The organism is Sporosarcina sp. ACRSL, assembly GCF_022346605.1.
GTDB lineage: Bacteria > Bacillota > Bacilli > Bacillales_A > Planococcaceae > Sporosarcina.
In genome coordinates this window covers 157,840-181,901 of record NZ_JAKRNT010000001.1, presented here as the reverse complement: position 1 = coordinate 181,901, position 24,062 = coordinate 157,840, and the positions used below count along the sequence as shown (strand labels likewise).

General features: G+C 42.0%; 22 protein-coding genes. 4 read left to right on the top strand and 18 right to left on the bottom strand.

Annotated elements, in window-relative coordinates; translation table 11 throughout:
* Positions 1–72: 72 nt before the first annotated feature.
* The 6 genes from MHZ92_RS01095 to MHZ92_RS01070 all read right to left on the bottom strand — a co-directional run bounded on the left by MHZ92_RS01095 (position 73) and on the right by MHZ92_RS01070 (position 6,144).
* On the bottom strand, positions 73–963 hold the full coding sequence (locus tag MHZ92_RS01095) for a LysR family transcriptional regulator (RefSeq protein ID WP_239429644.1): 891 nt from the start codon (positions 961–963) through the stop codon (positions 73–75).
* Positions 950–2,437 (bottom strand): MDR family MFS transporter, encoded by a 1,488-nt coding sequence (locus MHZ92_RS01090; protein WP_239429643.1) that lies wholly within the window; start codon positions 2,435–2,437, stop codon positions 950–952. The genes MHZ92_RS01095 and MHZ92_RS01090 overlap by 14 nt, the downstream gene beginning before the upstream one ends.
* Before the next feature lie 91 nt (positions 2,438–2,528).
* Complete coding sequence (cbpB, locus tag MHZ92_RS01085; RefSeq protein ID WP_239429642.1) at positions 2,529–2,966, bottom strand: cyclic-di-AMP-binding protein CbpB; 438 nt, start codon at positions 2,964–2,966, stop codon at positions 2,529–2,531.
* Positions 2,967–3,078: 112 nt separating this feature from the next.
* Positions 3,079–3,315, bottom strand: coding sequence for a hypothetical protein (locus MHZ92_RS01080; RefSeq protein ID WP_239429641.1), 237 nt, complete (start codon positions 3,313–3,315; stop codon positions 3,079–3,081).
* A gap of 188 nt (positions 3,316–3,503) precedes the next feature.
* The gene (fadH, locus tag MHZ92_RS01075) at positions 3,504–4,262 is read right to left on the bottom strand and encodes a 2,4-dienoyl-CoA reductase (RefSeq protein ID WP_239429640.1); all 759 of its coding nucleotides are present in this window, start codon (positions 4,260–4,262) and stop codon (positions 3,504–3,506) included.
* 130 nt (positions 4,263–4,392) lie between these two features.
* Positions 4,393–6,144 (bottom strand): putative bifunctional diguanylate cyclase/phosphodiesterase, encoded by a 1,752-nt coding sequence (locus MHZ92_RS01070; RefSeq protein WP_239429639.1) that lies wholly within the window; start codon positions 6,142–6,144, stop codon positions 4,393–4,395.
* Between the two features lie 188 nt (positions 6,145–6,332).
* On the opposite strand from MHZ92_RS01070, the gene MHZ92_RS01065 reads away from it, so the two are divergent.
* Positions 6,333–6,797: a YkyB family protein gene (locus MHZ92_RS01065; protein ID WP_239429638.1), complete on the top strand. Its 465-nt coding sequence runs from the start codon at positions 6,333–6,335 to the stop codon at positions 6,795–6,797.
* 53 nt (positions 6,798–6,850) lie between these two features.
* Here the strand turns inward: MHZ92_RS01065 and MHZ92_RS01060 are convergent, their stop codons facing one another.
* The 5 genes from MHZ92_RS01060 to MHZ92_RS01040 form a co-directional block, all read right to left on the bottom strand.
* Positions 6,851–7,723 (bottom strand): NAD(P)-dependent oxidoreductase, encoded by an 873-nt coding sequence (locus MHZ92_RS01060; protein ID WP_239429637.1) that lies wholly within the window; start codon positions 7,721–7,723, stop codon positions 6,851–6,853.
* A gap of 148 nt (positions 7,724–7,871) precedes the next feature.
* The gene (locus tag MHZ92_RS01055; protein WP_239429636.1) at positions 7,872–9,116 is read right to left on the bottom strand and encodes a hypothetical protein; all 1,245 of its coding nucleotides are present in this window, start codon (positions 9,114–9,116) and stop codon (positions 7,872–7,874) included.
* Positions 9,059–10,267 carry a DUF58 domain-containing protein gene (locus MHZ92_RS01050; RefSeq protein ID WP_239429635.1) on the bottom strand — a complete coding sequence of 403 codons (1,209 nt, stop codon included), beginning with the start codon at positions 10,265–10,267 and terminating at the stop codon, positions 9,059–9,061. The genes MHZ92_RS01055 and MHZ92_RS01050 overlap by 58 nt, the downstream gene beginning before the upstream one ends.
* Positions 10,267–11,202 (bottom strand): AAA family ATPase, encoded by a 936-nt coding sequence (locus MHZ92_RS01045; protein WP_239429634.1) that lies wholly within the window; start codon positions 11,200–11,202, stop codon positions 10,267–10,269. The genes MHZ92_RS01050 and MHZ92_RS01045 overlap by 1 nt, the downstream gene beginning before the upstream one ends.
* Positions 11,203–11,224: 22 nt before the next feature.
* On the bottom strand, positions 11,225–11,395 hold the full coding sequence (locus tag MHZ92_RS01040; protein ID WP_239429633.1) for an aspartyl-phosphate phosphatase Spo0E family protein: 171 nt from the start codon (positions 11,393–11,395) through the stop codon (positions 11,225–11,227).
* A gap of 185 nt (positions 11,396–11,580) precedes the next feature.
* Here MHZ92_RS01040 and MHZ92_RS01035 point away from each other — a divergent pair, with 185 nt between their 5' ends.
* Together MHZ92_RS01035 and MHZ92_RS01030 are read left to right on the top strand one after the other, a co-directional pair.
* Positions 11,581–11,769, top strand: coding sequence for a YkvS family protein (locus MHZ92_RS01035; RefSeq protein ID WP_060210187.1), 189 nt, complete (start codon positions 11,581–11,583; stop codon positions 11,767–11,769).
* Between the two features lie 76 nt (positions 11,770–11,845).
* On the top strand, positions 11,846–12,487 hold the full coding sequence (locus MHZ92_RS01030; protein WP_239429632.1) for a hypothetical protein: 642 nt from the start codon (positions 11,846–11,848) through the stop codon (positions 12,485–12,487).
* 55 nt (positions 12,488–12,542) lie between these two features.
* Here MHZ92_RS01030 and MHZ92_RS01025 read toward each other — a convergent pair whose 3' ends face one another.
* Complete coding sequence (locus MHZ92_RS01025) at positions 12,543–12,983, bottom strand: MarR family winged helix-turn-helix transcriptional regulator (RefSeq protein ID WP_239429631.1); 441 nt, start codon at positions 12,981–12,983, stop codon at positions 12,543–12,545.
* An 84-nt stretch (positions 12,984–13,067) separates the two neighbouring features.
* On the bottom strand, positions 13,068–14,495 hold the full coding sequence (locus MHZ92_RS01020; RefSeq protein WP_239429630.1) for an ATP-binding protein: 1,428 nt from the start codon (positions 14,493–14,495) through the stop codon (positions 13,068–13,070).
* Positions 14,496–14,685: 190 nt separating this feature from the next.
* Between MHZ92_RS01020 and MHZ92_RS01015 the strand changes: the two genes are divergently transcribed.
* Positions 14,686–16,440, top strand: coding sequence for a B12-binding domain-containing radical SAM protein (locus MHZ92_RS01015; RefSeq protein ID WP_239429629.1), 1,755 nt, complete (start codon positions 14,686–14,688; stop codon positions 16,438–16,440).
* Between the two features lie 44 nt (positions 16,441–16,484).
* Here the strand turns inward: MHZ92_RS01015 and MHZ92_RS01010 are convergent, their stop codons facing one another.
* From MHZ92_RS01010 to MHZ92_RS00990, 5 genes are all read right to left on the bottom strand, one after another.
* Positions 16,485–17,834: a TrkH family potassium uptake protein gene (locus MHZ92_RS01010; RefSeq protein ID WP_239429628.1), complete on the bottom strand. Its 1,350-nt coding sequence runs from the start codon at positions 17,832–17,834 to the stop codon at positions 16,485–16,487.
* Between the two features lie 123 nt (positions 17,835–17,957).
* Entirely contained in the window at positions 17,958–18,710 is a 753-nt protein-coding gene (locus tag MHZ92_RS01005) for a TerC family protein (protein WP_239429627.1), read from the bottom strand.
* Positions 18,711–19,006: 296 nt separating this feature from the next.
* Complete coding sequence (locus MHZ92_RS01000) at positions 19,007–22,072, bottom strand: efflux RND transporter permease subunit (RefSeq protein ID WP_239429626.1); 3,066 nt, start codon at positions 22,070–22,072, stop codon at positions 19,007–19,009.
* Entirely contained in the window at positions 22,069–22,272 is a 204-nt protein-coding gene (locus MHZ92_RS00995; RefSeq protein WP_239429625.1) for a hypothetical protein, read from the bottom strand. Before MHZ92_RS00995 ends, MHZ92_RS01000 begins: the two co-directional genes overlap by 4 nt.
* 79 nt (positions 22,273–22,351) lie before the next feature.
* Positions 22,352–23,926, bottom strand: coding sequence for a peptide chain release factor 3 (locus tag MHZ92_RS00990; RefSeq protein ID WP_239429624.1), 1,575 nt, complete (start codon positions 23,924–23,926; stop codon positions 22,352–22,354).
* Positions 23,927–24,062: the final 136 nt, after the last annotated feature.

The window sequence follows — 24,062 nt, the reverse complement described above, 5'->3', positions numbered from 1 at the left end:
CCCCTATTGGATCACGCCAATATTCTATTTACCTTTCCTAATTAGTACGTAACAAAATTAGGAAAGTTCCATTCACTTCAATTCTTTTCTTAATTTTTCAGCATGTAAGTTAACAATTTCAGTAAAAGCGCTTACTTGCTTCAGTTCAAAAGTCGAGTCGTAGCCAATCAACCACGTATCTCTCGTCAATTCAAATTCCTCTTCGCTGTTCAGCAAAGGTATTTTATTCACTTTTTCGTCTCCCGCCAAAGTGATTGATGGCAAAATCGCATACCCAATTCCATTCAACGCCAATTGCTTGCATGTCTCAATCTGATCGACTGTAATCTGCCTTTTTGGGTATTGTGAAAAATGACGTTGCCACCATCTTTGGATTTCCATGTAATAATTCGAATCACTTTTAAATTGAATGAATGTGCGATCAGTATTCGTCAATTCATTGATCGATGTTATTTCTTTATCAACCAAATAGAGGCGATCCCGAAACAAATAGGATTTCCTGCTTTTCCAATCGACTTGTCCGCGAACAATACCGATGTGCGCTTCCCCATCATAAAGTGCTTTTACAATTTCCGAGCTCCATCCGGTCATCAATGACACCTTTGCGTCAGGATATAGTTGGACGAATTCTTTCAATACTTGCGGCAGCCACGTTTGGCCAACAATGGATGCACAAGCGATTTTAAGGGTGCCGTGCACTTTATCCGCCAAAGAAGCGATCATCTCGGCAGTTTCCTCTTTTTTCACAATCGTCTCTTTCGCGAAAGCAATGACGAGCTCACCGGCAGGAGTCGGCTCCAGCCCTTTTTGAGAACGGATGAACAGCATTGTCCCCCATTCTTTTTCAATTGTTTGAAGCCGTTGGGACAAGGCTGGCTGGGACAAGAAAAGTCGTTCAGCAGCCTTGCGCATATTCCCTTCCTCCGCAAGTGCTTTAATGATTTCTAATTCAGTTGTCGTCATGAAGAACCACCTTTCCTTTAGGAATTCGTAAGATAAGCAGCAGGCTAATGACCGCAAAAACGAGTACAGCCACATATACCCATTGCAAAGAACCATCGAGCGCTTGCTGTAGAATATTCAATTTGGAACTAGGCAATGTCGACCGTGACTCTTCCGTCAATAAAAGATTAATGTCATTCACTTCATAATCTAGATTCCTTCCCCGGAAGGAAGACAGCAATGACCCATTCAATACGGCTCCGAAAATAGCTGCACCGATCGTATTCCCGAAGTTCCTCATGAACATGTTGGCTGCCGTTGCGGATCCACGTTGTTCCCGACTGACAGCCCCTTGAATCGTGACGATGAACGATGTGCTCGTCAATCCCATTCCAACGCCGACGAAAAAGCTTGATAATGCAGCCCACAAAGGACCCGATTCCCCCGACATCCAAATAAACATGAGTGAACCCGCGACTAGGGAGATACCTCCGGCAAACGAAACAGAAAAAGTACCGAACCTGATCAACAAATGCCCTGCAACGGAAGAGGCGATCGGCCATCCAATCGACATCGCAGTCAAGGTGAAGCCGGCAATCATGGCAGACTGTTCCATGACTCCTGTTACATATGTAGGCAAATATGATGAGATGCCAATTAAAATGACCCCTGTCGTGAGTGATACGAGATTTGCATATAAAATGACAGGGTTTTTCCAAATGGAGAAGGGCATCATCGGATCTTCGGCTTTCCTTTCAATCCATATGAATAACGCAAATAGCGCACCGCCTAGCAATAGAAGGAGTAGGCTGATCGAAGAAAATCTTGTAAAGGATTGTCCACCTTCAACGAGCCAAAATAGGATGATCGACAAGGATGCAGTCAATAATACGGCTCCTTTATAATCGATGGCGACTTTACGGTCTGTCTGAGGTTCGTGAAGAAAGAAATAGATCCCTACCATCGCTAACAAGCCTAAAGGGACATTCACCCAAAACACATATTTCCAATCCATATATTGGACAATCAAGCCGCCGATGACAGGTCCGGAGACTGCTGAAACACCCCATACGCTTGATAAATATCCTTGTATTTTCGCACGTTCTTCCGTCGTATAGATATCTCCTACAATTGTCGTTGCGATTGGCATGACCGCACCTGCTCCGAGACCTTGGATCAGTCTATAAATAATGAGCAGCTCCATAGACGTGGCGAAACCGCAAAGAATGGAACCAATTAAGAAAATAGATAAGCCTACAAAAAATACCGGCTTTCTGCCGAACAGATCTGCCAGTTTGCCATAGATGAGCACTGTTACGGTACTCATAAGCAAATAAGCAGAGAAAATCCAGCTATATCTCGAAAATCCACCAAGCTCTCCCGCAATCGCAGGCATGGCCGTTGACACAATTGTCGCCTCAACTGCACCGACAAACATCGCGAGCATGACAGATATAAGGACAAATGGCCGATTCGTCTTTTTATGTATAGTCATTCGTGTACCCCTTTCCAAAAAGGCCGATAAATAACAAAAGGCCCCGATTGGAGCCTTCTATTCAAGGAAATATCTATCCATTGAACAAAAATCATTTCATGTACAAGTATTTTTTGAATTCCTTCAACATGACTCTTCTCGTGAGTATACCCGCAAATGTGCCGTCCTCTTCAGTGACACATAGGAAAGTGTGATTAATGAGTAAATCTAATCCTTTTTGGAATTTATCAGTAGTTGTAATTGTAGGGATGTCTGTTTGCATAATGTGATCGACTTTCAGATCAGCTAGCTTTTCATACTCGATCCTTTCCAATCCCAATATAGCGTCTGTAATCATTCCAATCCCTAGCAGTCCTCTAAGTTGGTTCTTTACATCAATGACAGGTATTGCAGAATAACCGGTTTTCGTCAGGACGAGAAGGGCGTGTTCCGCGTTATTACCGACTTGCACACATGCAACCTTTTCAGCAGGAATTAAATAATCGGCAATCGGTACCTGAAGAAAATCCCTGTTATTTACAGAAATCATTGAAAATCGCTCCTTCTGATGAAAGCTATCATAACAATTCTACAACCCTATCATACCATAAGAGAGAGTGAACATCCCATTGAAAATTGTTGGGCCAGACGAAAACCCCTTCCTAAATGGAAGAGGCCCAGTAATAGAAAATGACAAACAGTATGAAGATCGATGCTACACCGATTACCCAAATGATTGGATTTAATGTAAACGGGTGTTTTTCGACAGCTCTCGGTATAGCATGATCCTTTTCATCGAATGTTGTCGCTGCTACCATATCCCATTTTCTTACTGCTTTCCATGCGATAAAACCAATGATTGCAAAGACGATCAATAGTGGAATAATCCATATTGCCATTATGGATTCCCTCCCTTTTGCACGAATTACGATTAGCATGTGCAAGATAGGAGAAAAGATACTACATATTTTTTACATCCAGCTCCGTGCGGCAGCCTCTCGGGTCGCTTCGGTCTTGAGGATAAAGGCAAATAACGCCTTTATCTCAAGACCTCCAGCGCCTGTCGCGTCTAACGCCGCACTCCGCTTTAGAATGGATATTGATTAAGCCATTGTCCTCCGTCGAGTGTTACAATTTCGCCGTTCATGTAGGATGCTTTGTCGGACATGATAAATGCTGCCAATTCGGCGATTTCTTCCGGCTTGCCGATACGGCCTAGCGGGACTGAGTTGATCGTCCTCTTTGCGGCTTCTTCGGATTGGAATAAACGTTCTGCTCCTCCAGTTCTTTCGATTGGCCCTGGTGCAATCCCGTTCACTCTGAATCCAAACTTCCTTCCCCATTCAACAGCGAGCGTGCGTGTCAACGACATGACACCAGCCTTTGCTGCGGCTGAATGAACAACACCCGGACCCGCATCCCAAGCGTATGTGGCAAGCATGTTTAGTATCGCGCCTTTTTGTCCTTTTTTAATCCAATAATTGCCGACTGCGCTCGTACAATAAAATGTCCCATTCAAGACGATATCAATCACGGCCTTCCATCCATTTGGAGAAAGTTCTTCTGCATGAACGAGGAAGTTTCCTGCAGCATTATTTACGAGCCCGTCGATTTTACCGAACTTCTCGTCGGCAAACTCAACCATGCCTTGTACATTTTCTAAATTGCGGACATCCATCTGATACGTATGTGCGCGCTCCCCTATTTCTGCCCTTGCGGCTTCTAACCGATCAGCGTCACGCCCTGTAATGATTACGTTCGCTCCTTCATCGGCAAATTTCTTCGCCATATATTTCCCCATTCCATTCGATCCACCCGTAACAATGATTACTTTGTCTGTAAACATACAATCCCCCATTTCAAATGAATGAATATTCACTCATAATTGTATCATAACTTTCTGTAATAAACGACACTCACTTCAAAAAAGACTTCCTTTCCGATGACAGTTACGTCAAGAAAGGAAGTCTTTATCGTTATGCAAAATATTTTTCAACGATTTCCGAGGCAGGAATTGCCTTGCTGAATAAAAACCCTTGCGCCTTATGGCAAGCCGCTTCTTTCAAAATCTCCGCCTGTAAATCTTTTTCGACACCTTCCGCAATCACTTGCATACCAAGACTGTGGGCGAGATTAATAATTGTCTTCGCAATAGCCTCATTCTTTTCATCCAGTTCAATATCTTTGATGAACGAACGATCGATTTTAATAATATCAATTGGATACTGCTTCAAATAGCTGAGTGAAGAATACCCCGTCCCGAAATCATCGACTGAAATCGTAACGCCAATCTCCTTCAATTTTTGCAGTGTTGAAAGAGTATCTTTCATATACGTCAAGGCAGTTTCCGTTATTTCAACTTCAAATGAAGATGGATGTATTTTGTACTTTTCAATGATTTGTTTAGCCTTTTCAGCAAATGCTCCCGTTCTGAATTGCTGTGGGGAGATATTTACCGCAATCCGAACAGGTCTGAATTGCTTATCCTGCCATTCCCTCAACTGTTTGCAGACAACTTCAAGCACCCAATCTCCAATCGAGTGGATCAAACCTGATTCCTCCGCCATTGGAATGAATTGGGCAGGAGAAACAAAACCGAACTTCCGGTTATTCCAGCGCAACAATGCCTCAAAGCTATCAATTTCTCCAGTTTGCAAATTAACTTGCGGCTGATAGTGAAGTTCTAGCTCATTGAACTCGATTGCTCTGCGTAAATGGGCTTCCATGAGTGCTGTGTCGGTAAAGGCGGTATTCATCTCTTCACGATAAAACCGGTAATGGGAACGGCCACGTTCTTTTACATATCGAACAGCTTGCTCGGCTTTTTGAAGCAGCTCTTCTAAGATCGTCCCATCATCAGGGTAAACTGAAATACCGACGGACGATGATAGGAAATATTCTTGATGATTAAAGTAAAATGGTTTTGTGAAATCGCTCATTATTTTTTGGACGAGCTTTTCCGTTTTTTCAATGGAATGGTTTCTTAGCAAGAGAAGATATTCATCTCCACCATTTCGATAGAGCTTTCCCTCTTTTGGACAAACCATCTTCATTCGCTCCGCGATCATTTTCAGGATTTCATCAGCGCCATTTCTACCGATGGAATCATTGATCGTATTAAACCGATCCAAATCCAAATGGATCAATGAAAGTTTTTCATCACTCCGAAGCGAGTAATCCGCATCAACTTCAAAGTGCTCCTTCAATGCCCGCCTATTCCATAAGCCTGTCAGTTGGTCGTGGTAGGAAAGGAATAGCAGCCTTTCGTTATTTTTAAGATGAAAGGAAGTATCCCGTAGGATTAAATGGATTTCTTTAATCGTTCCGCGGATTGAAACCGGGATCGTCTTTACGTAAGTTGATAAAAATTTACCATGCTTATGGAAAAATGGTATCCCTTCCATTTCAATGGATTCACCAGAAAATGCACTAGACAGGAACTTTTTAAAATCAGCAACTTTTTCTTCGCCGATCAAATCAGCAATGGATCGTCCAGTCAATTCTTTCAAGCGATAACCGAATGCATGATGGACAGCAATATTTGCATATGAAATCCGGTTATTCGGAGTGATTGTAATAATCGGATCAAGATTATGATCGATAATGGACTTATACTTTTCTTCGTATTCCAGCCTCATCTTCCGTTCCTTCATCAATTTATCTTTATATTGACTGATTGCTTTATTGTCCATGAATGCCTCCATGAATGTCGCTGCTTCTATGTACAATCGTTTTGTTATAGACGCCGAAACAGATTTTTCTACTTTATTTTACAAGTATACCTTTAATTTCGACAAAAAAATAGACGTTTGCAGATATTTCGGCAATGTTGAGTTAATCTCTTTGAAAAAGTTTTGAAAATGAGTAAAATAATTTAGAAGGGCAATACATTCTAATGAAAACGAGGGGGAATCCATTGAAAAGAGAAGAAACCGTACGTCAACTTGCCGTAGCAATATACACGGTGAATCGGCATGCAAAGACGGCAACGAATAATCGTGAACTATATTCATTAAAAAACAAAGCAATCCAGCGGCTGCTACAATTAGGCGACGCAAAAAAAATTGGCCTGCATTTTGTCGAAAACCCCCAGCTTAGCAAGCAAAGCTCCACTGTGCTAGTGCAATGCAGCGATTTCCTCTTTCATACCTTACCGGAAAAAGGCGACTTTACGTCCCTTCCTCATTTAGGCGCGCAAGACCAAACATTCCGTAACCCACAAGAGAGAATGAATTTAAAAACAGCAAAAGAATTATTGACTGATTTTGTAGGGGAACGCAAAGCGCCTACAACGGAGCGAAAAAAGAAGTTCGTACCAAAACGGACGAAAGTATCCAACACACAATCATTTCGATCATCTTATCTAGATGGAGGAAAATAAGAGGCTGTCCAGATTCTCAGTAGCTACAGATAATCTGGACAGCCCGAAATCCATTATCGAGCGCTATACTGCTTGTATAACACTTGCGTCCCTTTTTCTCCGTATCCTTCTTCGACCAGTTCCTGATACATTTCCTTCGCCAATTGTAAACCTGGTAATGGTAGCTTCATTTGCTCCGCTTCAGCTAACGCGATATTCATATCCTTGAGGAAATGCTTAACATAAAAACCAGGTTCGAAATCCCCGTTGATCATCCGTGGTGCCAAGTTCGATAGCGACCAGGATCCCGCTGCCCCAGTCGAGATTGATTGAAGTACCGTTTCCGCGTCAAGACCGGCTTCCTTTCCATATGCAAGAGCTTCGCAAACACCAATCATGTTCGTCGCAATGGCAATTTGATTGCACATTTTCGTATGTTGGCCTGCACCTGCTTCCCCTTGATAGACGATTTGCTTTCCAAACACTTGGAATAGCGGAAGTAGTTGCTGGAATGTCTCTTCATCCCCTCCGCACATAATGGAAAGCGTTCCGTTTTTCGCACCGATATCACCGCCTGAAACAGGAGCATCAATTGAAAAAATGCCTTTCTTCTCTGCATCTTTAGCGATTCGCTTCGCCAATGCTGGACTGGATGTCGTCATGTCGATGAAATTCATTCCTTCACGGGCATTCTCAATTATCCCATTCTCCGAATAATAAACCTCTTCAACGTCAGACGGATAGCCGACCATCGTCAACACGATATCCGCGTCAAGAGTAGCAGCCCCTGCGGTTTCTGCCCACTTTGCACCGTGTTCAATGAGTGCAGCCGCTTTTTCCTTCGTACGTGTAAATACAGTCACATCGTAGTTTGCCTTCAATAAATGCTTGACGATGCTACTGCCCATTACACCTGTACCAATAAATGCAATTTTCTTATTCCCCATTATAACCCCTCCAATTTCACTCTCACTATTCATTATAAATGTTTTGAACAAAAAAAGGAGGACAGATCCTGTAATAGGGTCTGCCCTCAAAAGGGGGAAATGAGAATGTTGCTGTGTTCAATTATAATGTCCCCCGTTTCAAAACATCTTAAACCTCTTTTTTAAAAAAAGTTTTTTTAATTTGCTCGATTTCTTCAATGAACGAAGAATGTTCCTTTTCGGAAGGTGTACGTGAACCATAACGAACGTCATTATAAATTGATAAAATCAATTCATTCTGCTTCCAACCCATTCGTGAGAACCATTCTTGTACCGTTTCCCCATGCATGCGGCTAAAATTATAATTTTGCGCTTCTTTCTCAAATTCTTCAAAAGTCTTTCTTACTTCATCGCGTGCCGATGAATAATCATACAACAATTGACGTTGCTCGTCCTCAGGTTTTTGCCTTCTTCCTCTAAACGAAAATGAATAGCTATCCATTTTCTCCACTACGCGTTCTTTCCCTCTTCTCCTTATAAGTATGATTGTAATGATTAGGATGGTTGCTAACACTAACGCCAAAGTGGTGTATTCGAAAATGGAGGAAGTATTACCGTATATAGTTAATTCATCTTGCAGTTCAAAATCAACGAACCCACTTTCAGGTTCCTCCATGTTTTCTTCTCTTAATTCGGCTCCTGACTTAATGTTCTTGAATATTGAATCCAGCGTTGGTCCAATTAGAGAAAGGGCACCACCGAAGACAAAGCCCAGTACACTAATAACGAATCTTCTCACTGGATCCAAGGTAAAAAAGACGACTCCAAAGACAAACGCTCCTAATCCTATGATGTAACCAAAAATCTTGCCCGCTTCTTCCACTTTAAAATTGTTCAATACCCGGCTGTTAACCGTAATTGATACCATTCGCACAAAAAAGTAGAGGAATGTTGTTATCAGGAACAAAATGAGTTGCTGCTTCATCAGCACCTCAGGATGTTTAAAGGCAAACATTAATCGTGCTAGGAAAAACAGGATGACGAATACAAGTGTGTTAACAGTTAAAAAAGGCCATCCTTGAATTCTGGAACCATTGAAATTTGCCTGAATTCTCCATAGTACATAAACGAAAAAAATGAGTACATTCAAGAGTGGCGCATTGAATAATAACAATGGAGCCGTAACTACCAATGCCAATCCTGCACCATAACCGAGAGAGTAATCCCGATTGTAAAACAGGAAAAAGGCGAGCACTCCTGTACTAATTGAAATGAGTATCCAAACGTATGGCATTAAAGACCCAGTTTCCCCTAAAAAGAAAATGAATACATAGGATAGGAGAAACATTTCAACAATTAGACGTTCAGATAGGTTGAATCGGTTTCGGTCTTTTTCGTATGTTGACTGTCCCAAATCCTTTCATTCCTTTCGTGGGAATTGTCTAGTATGACTTCATAACGCTTTTCCCATTGTTTTGCGAGAGCTTTCATTCGGTTAGTTTCATGTGTAATCAACACTACCGTCTGCGGAATCTGTCCCGAACTTTCCATATGGAGTAGCATTTCCTCGAAAGGCAATTTCGCATGCTTGTCCGAAATTTTAACGAGCATGAGCATCAGTTTCTGAAATTGAACTTTGCCCGTACCACTTGGTAGCAGCAAATAAGGTGTCGACCCAAAGCTTCGAATATTGATGGCGACAGAATAAGGGATTCCGTGTTTCATACAAAAATCCGCATAGGAAACGAGCCGCTCGATTTTTGTTTCAAAGTCCAAGGACCTTCTTTCCTTTTCAATCGTGTTCAACATAAGCACGACATTTTGCGAGCTAACCGGTAGAAATTCTTTTGTTTGCAATTTCTGCATCCGAGCACTCGCCGTCCAGTGAATCTGATCAAAGCGATCCGTCGGTACGTAGTCACGTGTGCCAATCGGCTGGAACGCATCCATGAACAGCGACTGCTTTTGTTCGGTTTCCCCAGGCTTGAATGGAGATGATGTTAATTCCCTGCCGAGAGAATTCACCTTTGGGTATACTAAGCTTTGATAGTAAATCGGTTCATTGAGCTCCATATTGACAAACCCGTCTCCAAACAGATGAGGGATTTCCAACATGACCCTTGTGACTCTCGACATTCCACGTTTTTTTCCTTCGAGAGGGATACGGATTTCCACCTTTTTATTCCCGCCTATCGCAAATGGGACAGTCAAATCATAAATTCCACTATAATGCTTTTTATTATCTGAACTAGGTGCCACTGCATCTTCCAAAGATATGGTCAAAGTCCCATTCCAAATTGGAACAGCTCCATTTTCGAACTCCATCACAAGTTCTTCCTCTTCGCCGATTAAGATCCGTTTCTGCTTTGCGCGGAATTTAACGGTTAAGCCTTCTCCAATCTTCGAAAAATAGATGTTCTGAAAGGCAAGCATCGCGAACACCGCCGCAAAACATGCTGCTAACCACACTTGCAAATAGATGAAAGCGAAAACGAAGAAGATTATTGTGATCGCCATCCCTTGGTGAATCGATCGAAACCCATGTTCATAACGTTTCCACTTCATTAGACCGTCGCCTCAAGTGGTGCAGTGATGGAATTCACGATCTCTTCTAGCACTTCTTCGATTGTTTTTGTCAATACCCCTTCCGTTGAAAGTTCCATCCGGTGCAATGCGGCTGGTGGAAGAATGTTCTTAACATCATCAGGCGTGACATAATCTCTGCCTTCAATATAAGCTTTCGTCCTTGCCGCCTGAAGAATTGCAAGTGCAGCACGGGAACTTAGACCAAGCTCCAAATAAGGATGCTCCCGAGTCGCTCGGACTATTTTCAAAATATATTTCTCAATATCTTCATGAACCGTCACTTCGCTTGCTTCAGTTGCCCATTTCTGAACTGTTTCCGCATCAACGATTCGCTCCGTTAGTATTTGTCCAGGATTTTTGCCGTATTGACGTAAAATGTCATGTTCTTCCTCAAACGAAGGATATTCAATGTTCAGTTTGAACAAAAAACGGTCCAGCTGTGCTGCAGGCAATGGGAAAGTTCCTTGCTGTGATTCGATTGGGTTTTGTGTTGCAATGACCATGAAAGGCGTCGGCAGCGGAAGTGTTTCTCCATCGATTGTCACTTGTCTTTCTTCCATAGACTCGAGCAAACTCGATTGAGTTCTCGGTGTTGCACGGTTTATTTCATCAGCTAATAATATATTTGTTTTGACTGGTCCGGCTTTAAGAACGAACTCTTGTGACTGCGGGTTAAAATAACGGATGCCTGTCACGTCGGATGGCAACACATCTGGCGTAAATTGCACACGTTTGAAATCCCCTTTGAAAGCGTTCGCAAAACTTTTCGCCATCATCGTTTTACCGGATCCTGGCACACTCTCCAGCAATACATGACCTTTTTGCAATATGGCGATTAACATGAGATCGAATTCTTTCTCTCTTCCTATGACGGTCCTGTTCAATTCGTTTCGAAAATCTGTAATCGTTACCAAAACAATCCCCCACCCTTTCTATTTATCTTTCAAAATGCCCAGGTATTCCCTCGAGAGAATTGTATTCATTGATCAAACAATCGAGGGCTTTGCTTATTTGTAATGTTTCCATTGAAGATAAGCCTTTTTGTTTAGCGATTGTGATTAATTCCTTGCGCGCCGACTCGATTTCATCTTCCAATTTCCGTTTCATGCGCAATACCTCCCGAGTGTACATATACCTAAATCACTATTATACATCATTGTATATAGAAAAAGAAATTCAATTTGCTACATTTTCCGATAAATGAAAACACTTTTTCAGAGTGAAACACTTTACGTCTTACACATTTTAAGGCAGAATATAAAAGATAATCTGTTTAAGGAGCTGTTTGAATTATGAAAATTGCTGAGGTTGGGAATATTATAGAGTTTAAAGATGGGTTGCAAGGAATCGTAGAGAAAGTGAATGAGAACTCTGTAATCGTCGATTTGACATATATGGAAAACTTCGATGAACTGGAGCTGGAAGAAAAGACTGTTGTTAACCATAAGCGGTATACCATCATACACGGCAGCGATGAGTGAAACATTTTCCATCTTCATTCGTCCAATTATGTGAAACTCATACAGTCAATGAAAAGACACCGAGGAGGTATTTTCAATGAAACTCAATTGGAAACTAGTATGCACAGGATTTGCAGCTGCGATTCTCCTTACAGCTTGTGGTACCGATAATAAGGAGCAAAATGAAGGAGTCCCGGAAAACGAAGAACAAGTCGTCGATGAAACGAATGGCAGTTCAACGGATGGGACATCTACAGATACCGAATCTGATTCTGGAACAGCAAGTGAAGTCACGGAATCTGAAGATGCAATGGCTGAAGCGGTAGTAACTGAAAGTGACGCACAGCAATTCTCTATCGAAGTTTTGCCAGGCTATACGTTAACGAGTGAAGAGCCAGGCCGGGATAGTTTGTATGCAGATGAAAACCCGAACGCATTCATGCGAATTGAAACGCAAACGGCCGAAGAAGGCACGTATGATTACTTAGTGGATAATATGCAAGAAGTGTTAAAAGCGTCAAGCAATGGCGGTGAGCCTGTAGAAGTGACAGATGTATTTACGAATGCTGAAGATCAAGGAATCATGAACGTTAAAGCGTTCAAGGTTGACACGGATACAGGACCAGTCACTGGAATTGTTTTTGAGAAAGACGAGATGGTTGTTAGATATACCCTTTTCGACAACCTTGAGGAAGATTATAAAACCGATTTCTTGAATATGGGACAAACAATTAACTAACAATAAACACGTAAAACGCCGAACAAATGCTGTTCGGCGTTTTCTTTATGAATGGTTATGATAAATCCTTTATAGATAATCCTAGTTTTCTTACGAGTTCGATTGCAGTTTCCTGTTCTGAATCCGAAAGAGCAGACATCAATTCTTTTATCTTTTCTTCATGGGTCGGAAAAATTTCTTCAATCAATTCTTTGCCTGCCTCAGTGATGGACATAAACGTCACCCGTTTATCCTCTTTACAAAATACACGTTCAAGAAGCCCCTTTTTTTCGAGTTTATCGACAACATATGTCATAGAACCACTGCTAAGCAATATTTTTTGTCCGATTTTTTGGATGGGCTGCCTTCCTTTATGATACAAAAGTTCCAATACTGCGAACTCGGTAGGATTCAGCTTGAAGGATTCGATTGTCTTATTCGCCTCTTCCAAGACGACCTTGCTCGCCCTTGAAAGGACGATAAATAATTTTAATGCACGTTCTGTTTCATTTACCATTGTACGGTTCCACCTTTTATTTTCCTGTCAGTGACTCGAAACTATTATATCGACATTTTGACGACTGTGTCAAAATGAATCAATTCAAGAAACGATGGACTGCTTGCCTTTTAACACATTGTTCGCCTCTTCTTTAGCTCTAGGGAAAGTTAATGTGAATTTCGTCCCGATACCAATTTGGCTTTCCACGGCAATCGTTCCTCCATGATCTTCAACAGTCTTAAGGACGAAAGGCAAACCTAAACCTGTTCCCCCTGGCTTCGAACTGAAGAAAGGCATGAATACTTGGCTCACTTGATGACGTGTCATCCCTTTTCCTGTATCAGTGATGGAAAGAACTAATTTGTCATCGTTTTCCGAAAGGAGAATGGACAGTTTCCCCCCGACTTGCATCGATTCCAAAGCGTTTTTAAATAAATTCAGAAGCACTTGCTTCATCTTATCGGAATCTCCGAATAATAAAGGGGTCGTGTTCACTTTGGTTTGCTGGATAACTTCAATTCCATCCATAAGTGCCTTCGGAGACAATATCGATACCATATCCCCGACCAATACTTCTAAGGAAAATAGGGACTTCTTTTTTTCGGATGGTTTTGAAAGGACTAGCATCTCTCCTAGAATAGACTCCATCCTTTCGATTTCGTCCTCGATCACTGAAATATATCGGACCGAATCCTCAGTAGCGGCCACTTTCAGCAACTGTGTAAATCCCTTTAAAGTTGTAATCGGGTTCCTTATTTCATGGGCAATGCTGGCCGCAATTTGTCCAACCGCTGATAATGATCCGGAATGGGCCAATTGCACTTGGAGATTCTCTTTTTCGGTTGTATCATCCATTTGGATAATAAACATATTAGTTTCTTTATCATAGGTATTTGTAATATGATAGTATCTTGTATCCTCTGATGATCTTTGGTACGTTATAATTGTTTCTGCAAAGCCTTGATTTCTCACTTGTTCGAGACAATCTTGAACGGCTGCGTCATAGTCAGGATCAATTATGGACATTACTTTGCTAAAACATTGACCGATCAGATCTTGCCTCGATCGATTGATGAAAACTTTATGCTTATCGTTGACATCTCGGATTTTTGCATTCTGATCGACTAAAAGCATGAAATTGGTCGAATGTCTGAATGCATTGAAATATGTTTTCACGGAAGGTATCTTGCAAGGCTGCTGAACGTCAAACTTGGCAATAATCTTTGTAATTTCCGGAAAATAAAACAATTGCACTTCACCCGGATAATTTTCATCGAAACATAATGTAATTGATATTTTCTCCATGAGGATATGTTCCGATTTCGACGCACGTTCAGAAAACCCTGTCCATTTAAGCATGGAAGTCGAATCGATGATCTCTTCAATATTCCTTTTGTTTTTTATATTGAAGTGTATTTTAAATGGCTCATTTTCATAATAGATATCTCCATTTAAATGCAGAATCAAACTTGGTCGAAAACTGTCATCCAAGAGGAAAGACATGTTTTTTATCATATCGAAATCACTCAATTTGATACCTCCTGTGCCCTATTACCAAACAGTATGTCAAACGATAAGAATTCATTCAAAGATAATCCATTTTAACAAAGTATCTTTAATTCTGATTATTTCATATTATCAGAAGCAATAACATAGTAAAAAAAGACTAAATTGTAGTCACCTACACCATCAATAAGCATCATACAAAAGGAGCAATTCCATGAATATCGTCCTAACCACGTTAAACGCAAAATACATTCACACTAACCTAGCCATTCGGTATTTAAAATCGTACGCAATGCCTGAATACGAACCGGTGTTGGCAGAATACACAATTAAAGACCCCACTTTAAATATAGTATCAGATATTTATCAAAAAAAACCAGATATTGTCGGATTTAGCTTGTACATATGGAATATTGAAGAGTCAATAAAAGTGATCCGCATTTTGAAGAAGACAAATCCGGAGCTTGTCATTATAGCTGGCGGACCTGAAGTGACATATGACTATGATAAATGGTTGGAAAAAGTCCCTGAAATTGATTTTATCGTCATCGGAGAAGGAGAAAGAACTTTCAAGCAATTACTCGATTACCAATCCGGAAAAATCGACATCACAAAAGTTCAAGGGGTTGCATATTTGGAGGATGGCCAGTTGAAAGTTACGGCTCCCGGTCCAAAACTTGACCTTCGTGAGCTTCCTTCCCCTTTTCGATTTGAAGAAGACGTACCACATTTGTCTAATCGAGTGACGTATATCGAGACAAGCCGAGGTTGCCCCTTCTCATGCCAGTTTTGTTTATCATCCATAGAGGTCGGTGTCCGTTATTTCAATCGTGAAGCGATTAAAGAAGATATTCGGTATTTGATGAAAAACGGAGCGAAGACAATCAAGTTCGTGGACCGCACATTCAATATAAGTCGAAGCTATGCGATGGAAATGTTTCAGTTCCTTATTGACGAACATTTGCCAGGAACCGTGTTCCAATTTGAAATTACAGGAGATATTATGCGTCCGGAAGTGATTAACTTTCTAAACGAAAATGCACCTGCCGGCCTGTTCCGTTTTGAGATCGGAGTCCAATCAACGAATGACTTGACAAATGAACTCGTTAAACGAAGACAAAACTTCGAAAAACTGTCCAGAACAGTCAATATGGTTAAAGAAGGCGGGAAAATTGCACAGCATCTTGATTTGATCGCAGGGCTGCCTGAAGAGGATTATGATTCATTCAGAAACACGTTTAACGATGTGTTCGCCATGCGCCCGGAAGAGCTGCAATTAGGCTTCCTCAAACTCCTACGAGGGACTGGGTTGCGAATTCAGGCAGAGCAATACGGCTATACGTATATCGATAAAGCTCCTTATGAAATATTATCGAACAATGTACTGACATTCGATGATATTTTACGAATTAAACAAACCGAAGACGTTCTTGAAAAGTATTGGAACGACAATCGTATGCCACGCACAGTTGAGTATTTAGTTTCAGAAGTATTTGAAACGCCCTTTGATTTCTTCCAACAATTCGGCACGTTCTGGGAAACCCGTGGCTGGTCGAGAATTGGCCACCAGCTTCAAGACTTGTACACAAGGCTGGAAGAATTCCTGCTGGATTATGGAAAAGCAAATATGACGATTGTCAGAAGTCTTATGAAAATCGATTATTTGGCGCACCACACTTTCCAACCACGTCATATTTGGTGGGATGAGGACATCGATCCGGAAACCTTGACAGCAATCGAACGTTCGATTTTGGAAGACAAAGAACTGCTTGAAAGAGTGGTAACTCCGACAAGGCTTACCGAAAGGAATATTCGCAAGCATACATTCATTACCCCTGTCGCTGTTCGTCCGACAGAAGCCGATACGCCTAATGTAATTAACGAGGACGGTTATCTTGTCACGTTCTTCAGCAAAGGCCAACAACCGCAGTTTCACTTTCTTAAAAAGGCGAAATATGTAGTTCATTAATGTAAAAAGCATCTTTCCTCTAAAAATAGAGGAAAGATGCTTTTTTATCCGATGATGACGCGTTCTTTAGGATATGTGTATGGTTTTTTGTTCGTTCTTCCGCCTAGTGTGTAAAGGAATGAGATGAGACCGACCCGCCCGATAAACATGAGCACCATGATGATTAATTTACCGATAACCGATAAGTCCGATGTAATTCCAAGCGACATGCCGCAAGTTCCGAAGGCAGAGGTGATTTCAAACAATAAAGCGACGACCGGAATATCTTTTTCAGTAATTAGCAGGATGAGCAATGCCGTCATGACCATCATTGACGCAAGGAGGATGACAGCATAGGAACGGTAAACGTCTATGAGCTTGATTTCACGCCGGAAGATGTTAATGACATTATTCCCTTGCGCAAAGTTATAAAGGAACAGGAGTGCAATCGCGAATGTCGTCGTCCGAATTCCACCTCCTACCGAACTCGGGGAAGCCCCAATAAACATTAAGGATGAAATAAAAATATCTGTAGCATCACTAAATTGTGTTATATCATACGTCGTCAATCCCGCAGACCGGGAAGACACCGAATGGAATAAGGATGCAAAGATCTTTTCGTGCCATGCAAGACCTTTAAATGAGTTGAACGACTCCAAAATGAAAATGAGCAATGCACCCCAAATGAGCAATAGCCCGAACGTGGCGGTCGTAATTTTTGTGAACAGAGAAAACCGGAAATTCGGCACTGTTTTTGAGAAATAGCTTTTCACTTCGATGAGAACTGGAAAACCGATGGCACCTAGTATAATTAGTATCATTATGACTGTTTGCACAAAGTAATCGTTGAAATAAGGAAGCATGGAAGAGCCTGTAAGATCGAACCCGGCATTCGTCGTTGCTGATACGGACATGAACATCCCGTTTAACAACGCTTCACCAAAGGAGTCGTAATATCTCATAATATACAATGTCAAAATGATTCCGCCTGTAATTTCAATTAAAAAGATAATCTGGACGATATGTCTAATGAGCTCGACGACTCCAGCAAGCGAATATTGGTTATGGTCCACCATGATCAGTTGTCGTTCTCGAAGCCCAATTTTCTTTTTAACCAATAGCCAAAAGAATGTGCCGATCGACATAATGCCGATTCCGCCTAATTGGAGAACGAGCATGAGCATACATAACCCGAAGACAGAATAGGTGCCACTTATGCTAATAGGCGTCAATCCCGTCACACTTACTGCACTTACTGCGGTGAACAGGCTATCTATAAAGCTGACTTCTACTCCTGGCAAATAGACGCCCGGCAAATTCAGCAAGAGGAAGGAAAATCCGATCGCTATAAAATAGTAAAAGACGATGACTTGGGCCGGTGTAAATCGGTATAAATGTTCCCTTGTGAATTTCATGCCATCAGAACCTTTCTCATAAGAAGAAATCATCTCTTCATTTTAGTGAACTTTTCCGAAAAAGAAAAGAAAATGACTATAACAAAGACCGGTACAATTACTGTACCGGTCTTTGTGATTTTCTCATTTCGCTTTTTTTCTTTGTGCAACGGCTGTCAAATAACCACCAATGACGATAGCTAAAAGGACAGTCCAGAAAATCGTTTTCCAAAGAGTTGAATGCGGAAATGCCTCATCAATAATTTGTAACTTAGGATGTGCCAATGTCAGAACTACCAGCTTGACACCTACCCAGCCTACAATAACGAATGCTGCAGTTTCTAGTGAAGGGAATTTTTCAAGCAATACAACAAATTGTCTAGCAGCAAAACGAATAATGATTAAGCCGATGATTCCGCCGAGTAACATGACAATAAATTGGCCGCCGTTAATTCCACCGATATGGAAATTACCTAGTTCCGGCAACGTAACAGCCAATGCAACGGCTGCAAGCATGGAGTCTAAAGCGAATGCGATATCCGCAAGTTCTACTTTTAATACGGTCATCCAAAAGCCGGATTTCTTCCGAGGTTTCTTTAGTTCATCGTGATCCCCTTTGCCCCTATCCATCAAGCTTTTAATGGATATGAATAAGAGATACGCCGCTCCAAGCGCCTGTATTTGCCAGATGTTGACTAAAAACGTAATCATGAACAAAGCCGCAAAGCGGAAGACAAATGCACCGAGCAATCCATAGAACAATGCTTTTTTCTGTTGTGGTTTCGGTAAATGCTTTACCATGACGGCCATAACGACAGCATTATCCGCTGCCAACAGCCCTTCAAGTCCAATCAATACAAGAAGTACCCATGCGTATTCCAATAATATTGCTTCCATTTTTCTGCCTCCTATTTTCTACAAATAAAAAAACCCTCACCTAATAAAGGCAAAGGTCTCGCTAAGTCAGAAATTTATGTAGTAAAAATCCTGCTATCATAACCGATGGCTCTTGCCATGTATTGACGACTATGAAATAGGTTTCCCTATAGCTACTCCCCTTTGACAACTGTCAAAAGAAATATTAAGTTGTTGAGTGCTTCTAAGAGATTATAACACCAAAAATACTTGGACACAATTCATACACTAATTTCATCTAAAAAAAGTCCGGAGTTAAGTTTCCCCGGACTTTTTAGTCATTCGGTTTCAACTGCACGTTTTCTTGTTTCCCGATCGAACAAGCTATACACAATCGGAACGATGTACAATGTTAGGAATGTGGAACTGATTAACCCACCGATAACGACAATTCCCATCGGCTGGTTCATTTCCGTTCCTTCACCGATTCCGAGCGCCAGCGGCACCAATCCTAAAATTGTCGTCAACGCTGTCATTAAAATTGGCCGAACTCGATTTCTCACCGAAACGATAATCGCGTCAAATGAAGACATCCCGGCTTCTTTCCGTTGGTTAATATAGTCGACGAGAACAATTCCATTATTGACGACGATGCCAACTAACACGAGTATGCCGATGATTGCTGTAACACTGATCGGTGTATTTGTGACAAGTAGACCAAGAGCTACCCCTATCACACTCAGCGGCACAGTGAACATGATGACAAATGGATACTTGAAGGATTCGAACTGTGCAGCCATAACAATATAGACGAGCACGACAGCGAGAGCAATCGCCAATAGCATATCGTTGATTGAGTTCTCGAATAACTCTCGATCACCGCCATACGTCATTTCCGTTTCGTCAGGTAAATCGATGCGTTCCACTATTTCATTCACTTTCGCGGTCATATCGCCCAAGGAATTGGACGATTCGTATTTTACATTGAATGAAACTGAGTGGGCTTGGTCCACCCGTCTGATGGAAACTGGTCCTTCTTCAATGGAAATTGTCGCTACTTCTTGAAGAGCAACGAAATTCCCAGATGGTGTCCTCAATTTGATTTGCTTCAATTTGTCAATACTGTTCCGATACTTCTCATCATATTGAACGATTACCTTAACGACATTGTCTTTTTTATCAACAAATTGTGAAGCGAATTGACCGCGTGTAATCGAATTGACGGTTTGCGCAATTTGATAAGGCACTAAACCAAGGTCGGATGCTTTCTCGCGGTTTACATCAATATGGATTTCCTCCACTGTATCTTGGAGATTATTTGATAGTTCCAGCACTGAATCCAACTTGGAAAGTTCTTCTTCAATCTTTGCAACCGATTCATTCAATCTTTCTTCATTAGTGTCTTTCAATGAGAAGGACAATGTGTTCGGACTCGATCCAGCTGCGGTTTGCATCTCAAAACGGACGTCTGCTGATTCCCCTACCAGTTCAAGAACACCAGGCTGAACATCGTCAACAAACTGGAAGACTGAACGGTTTCTCTCTGCTAGTGGTACGAGTTTGACGTACATTTCTGCACGATCTGAATTCGAACCACCTTGCGCCATACTTTGCTGCGTGCCTCCAACTAAGCTGACGTAAACGTCAATTTCTTCTTCGTCTTTCAGCCGATCCTCAATCTTTTTTACGACCTCATTTGTAGAAGATAAGGAAGATCCGTTGGGCATCTTAATTGAGATGCTAAAGAAGCCTTCATCCGTCGGCGGAAGAAATTCGGTGCCGACTTTAAACAAACCGATACCGCTGCCGACAAGAAGAACGAAAGTAAAGAGCAAAACGACGGCACGGTGTCTAAGGGACCATTTGACGGATCTTTCAAATCTGTTAAATGTTTTTGAGCGGCGTCTTCTCGCTTCGATATTCTTTCGAGGCATATTGAGCATCCGGCTAGCCATCATTGGCACAACTGTTAAAGCGACGACAAGCGATGCAAAAAGGCTGAACGAAATAGTCAACGCAAATTCCGTGAAGATCTGCCCGATTAATCCACTAATGAAAATGACAGGTACAAAGACGGCTAGCGTTGTTAATGTCGAAGCAATTATGGCGCCGCTAATCTCTTTAGCCCCATCCCTCGCCGCTTCTTTCTGTCTTTTCCCCATCGCGATATGCCGCTCGATATTTTCAATAACAATAATTGCATTATCTACCAGCATCCCGATTCCTAGCGCCAATGCGCCAAGGGTCATAATATTAAGCGAAAAATCGGCAAAAAACATGAGGACAAACGTGACTATAATCGAATACGGGATAGCGATGCCGATAATGATCGGACTTTTAATTCCCCGTAAGAATAGGAATAATACGAGCATCGCAAATAAACCGCCAAGCAATAGCGATTGCCCTATATTTCCAACAGCGAGCTTAACGTAGTCACCTTGGTCGAATAAAATATCCGCTTCAACATCCTTGTATTCCTCTTCAGCAAGCACTTTATCCAACGCGTCCTTGAATGCTGTAGAAACCGTCGCCGTATTTGCTCCAGATTCCTGCAGCACGGACATGAGGACAGCTTGTTGATCGTTCGCCCTCGTTTCGGAAGTGGCTTTTGCTTCAAGCATCGCAACGTCGGCGACATCTTTGACCTTCACTTTATTGCCATTCATCGGATTGAGTCCTACCGTAACTTCCCGGATATCTGTGATGGTCGTCAGTGTGCTGATAATCCTTGTCGTCAGTTGCTTTCTGTCACTTGTTTCAATCGGTTCTCCGGGCATTGAGACATTGTTTGCTTGAATGGCTTGGACAATATCCGATTGTACGAGCCCGAACCTCTCTAGCTTTTTCTGATCCAAAATGACTTGGACCTCTTCCACCAATTTCCCTGAAACGGTGACGCTCGCCACCCCTTTTGTCCGCCTCAACTCTGTTTCCAGTTGTTCGGCAATCTTCCGGATATCCGCCTCTTCAGTACTTGTCCGTAGAGCTAGCTGGATGACAGGGAATTGGGCTGGATCAAATTTCATGAACCTCGGTGCACTGGAGCCTTCTGGAACTGGCACTTGGTCGATCCTTTGCATAATGTCTAGTTGCACATCGTCAATTTTTGTAGACCAATCAAACATGAGCAGAATGAAGTTGGCCCCTTCCTGCGACGATGATTGCATCGATTTCAAACCGGGTGCGGTCGACAAACTCGCCTCCAACGGTTTTGTCAACTTCTCGCTCACTTCCGTAGAGGAAGCACCCGGATAGTTAGTGACGACAACCGCTACCGGCGGATTCAACTCAGGAATGAGCGTCACGGGTATTTTGAAAAAAGACACCGCCCCTAGGATGATGACTAAAAACATCGTCACAATCGTAAAGACAGGTCGTTTAATAGAAAAATTACTGATTTTCATTTGCACATCCCTTTCGTTGAATAAAGCTTACTACTATCATATTGAAAGTCGCTTTTAACATCAATCGTGAATGTAAGATTCTGCGGATAAACGCGACTGAAAAAATTATCGATCATTTCCCGACGGATATCGTTCATTTCCCGTGGGTTATCAATCAATTCGGAGGAGATATCGTTCATTTCCCGGAAGTTATCGATCATTTCCCAACTTATATTTCATTTTGTGACCTTTGCCCCATACAATAAAAAAACCGGAGAAACCAAATCCCCGGTTAAAAAATTATAATAGGCTGTAGAGTCGAATGTCTGGATATTTGTCACCGAACCAACGGAGCGCGAAGTCGTTTTCGAACAAGAAAACAAGATTATCGTAACGGTCCTTCACTAGCATTGAACGTTGCCCCGTCATCGACTCTTTCACATCGCTTTCATTTTCAATCCAGCGCGCGACCTTTGAGCCGATATGCTCCATATGGACGTCCACATTGTATTCATTCTTCATTCGATGCTCAAACACTTCAAATTGAAGCTGTCCGACTGCGCCTAATAAGACTTCTTCTGTATGCAATGTTTTATAATATTGAATGGCGCCCTCTTGCACCAATTGAAGGATTCCTTTATGGAAATGCTTCGACTTCATAACGTTTTTGGCTGTGACACGAACGAATAATTCAGGAGTGAACTGTGGCAAAGCTTCAAATTGAAAATTTGATTTACCTCCGACAACCGTGTCGCCGATTTGATAGTTTCCTGTATCATATAAGCCGATAATGTCACCTGCAACCGCCTCATTTACCGTTTCACGGTCATCTGCGAGGAATTGCGTCGTCTGCGATAATTTGATCGTTTTCGAAATTCGAGGAACGGTAACCGACATCCCTCTTTCAAACCCGCCGGAAACAATCCGGACAAACGCGATACGATCACGGTGAGCCGGATTCATATTCGCTTGGATTTTGAAAATGAACCCTGAAAACTCTTCCGAATTCGGATTGATAAACTGATCATCTTTCGTTTTTCTCGGTTGAGGAGCCGGGGCAAATTTAAGGAATGTCTCTAAAAATGTCTGAACGCCAAAATTCGTCAAGGCACTTCCGAAGAAGACAGGCGTCAACTCACCTTTCGCGACTCGTTCCGCGTCGAATTCATTGCCAGCTTCATTCAATAGCAGGACATCTTCAAGCGCTTGCTGATAATAAGAAGTTTCCGTCATCGGATGCTCGACTGCAAGCTCGCCATCTTCATTTAACGGTAGGAAGTGGCTATCGCCTTCGACACGTGCTTGTTCGATACGATGATTGTATCGGTCATAGACACCGATGAATTCTTTTCCCATACCGATCGGGTAGTTCATAGCGTATGATTCGATTTCCAATACTTCTTCCAATTCTTCCATCAATTCAAGAGGCTCTTTCCCTTGGCGGTCCATTTTGTTCATGAATGTGAAAATTGGAATGCCTCTCATCCGGCAAACTTTGAATAGTTTAATGGTTTGTGGCTCGATTCCTTTTGCCGAGTCGACCATCATGACGGCAGCATCTACTGCCATTAATGTACGGTAGGTGTCTTCACTGAAGTCTTCGTGTCCAGGTGTGTCGAGGATATTGACACGCTTGCCATCATAGTCGAATTGCAATACGGAAGATGTTACTGATATTCCACGTTGCTTTTCGATTTCCATCCAGTCGGATGTTGCGTATTTCCCTGTCTTTTTTCCTTTTACGGTACCTGCATCACGGATGGCACCTCCGAAATAGAGCAGTTTTTCTGTCATTGTCGTTTTCCCAGCGTCCGGGTGGGAAATGATTGCGAATGTGCGCCGTGAGGCAATCTCTTCATGTATAGGTTTTTGCATTTTGTCTGAACTCCTTCTTTTCCACTTTTCTAAGCATAGTCAGAATGAGCGTCATTTTCAACATTTTTTTCTTGTAACTTTGTAAAACAACTTATGTTGATTTCCGTTACAGGCGGACGCTTTCCGCGGGCGGTCC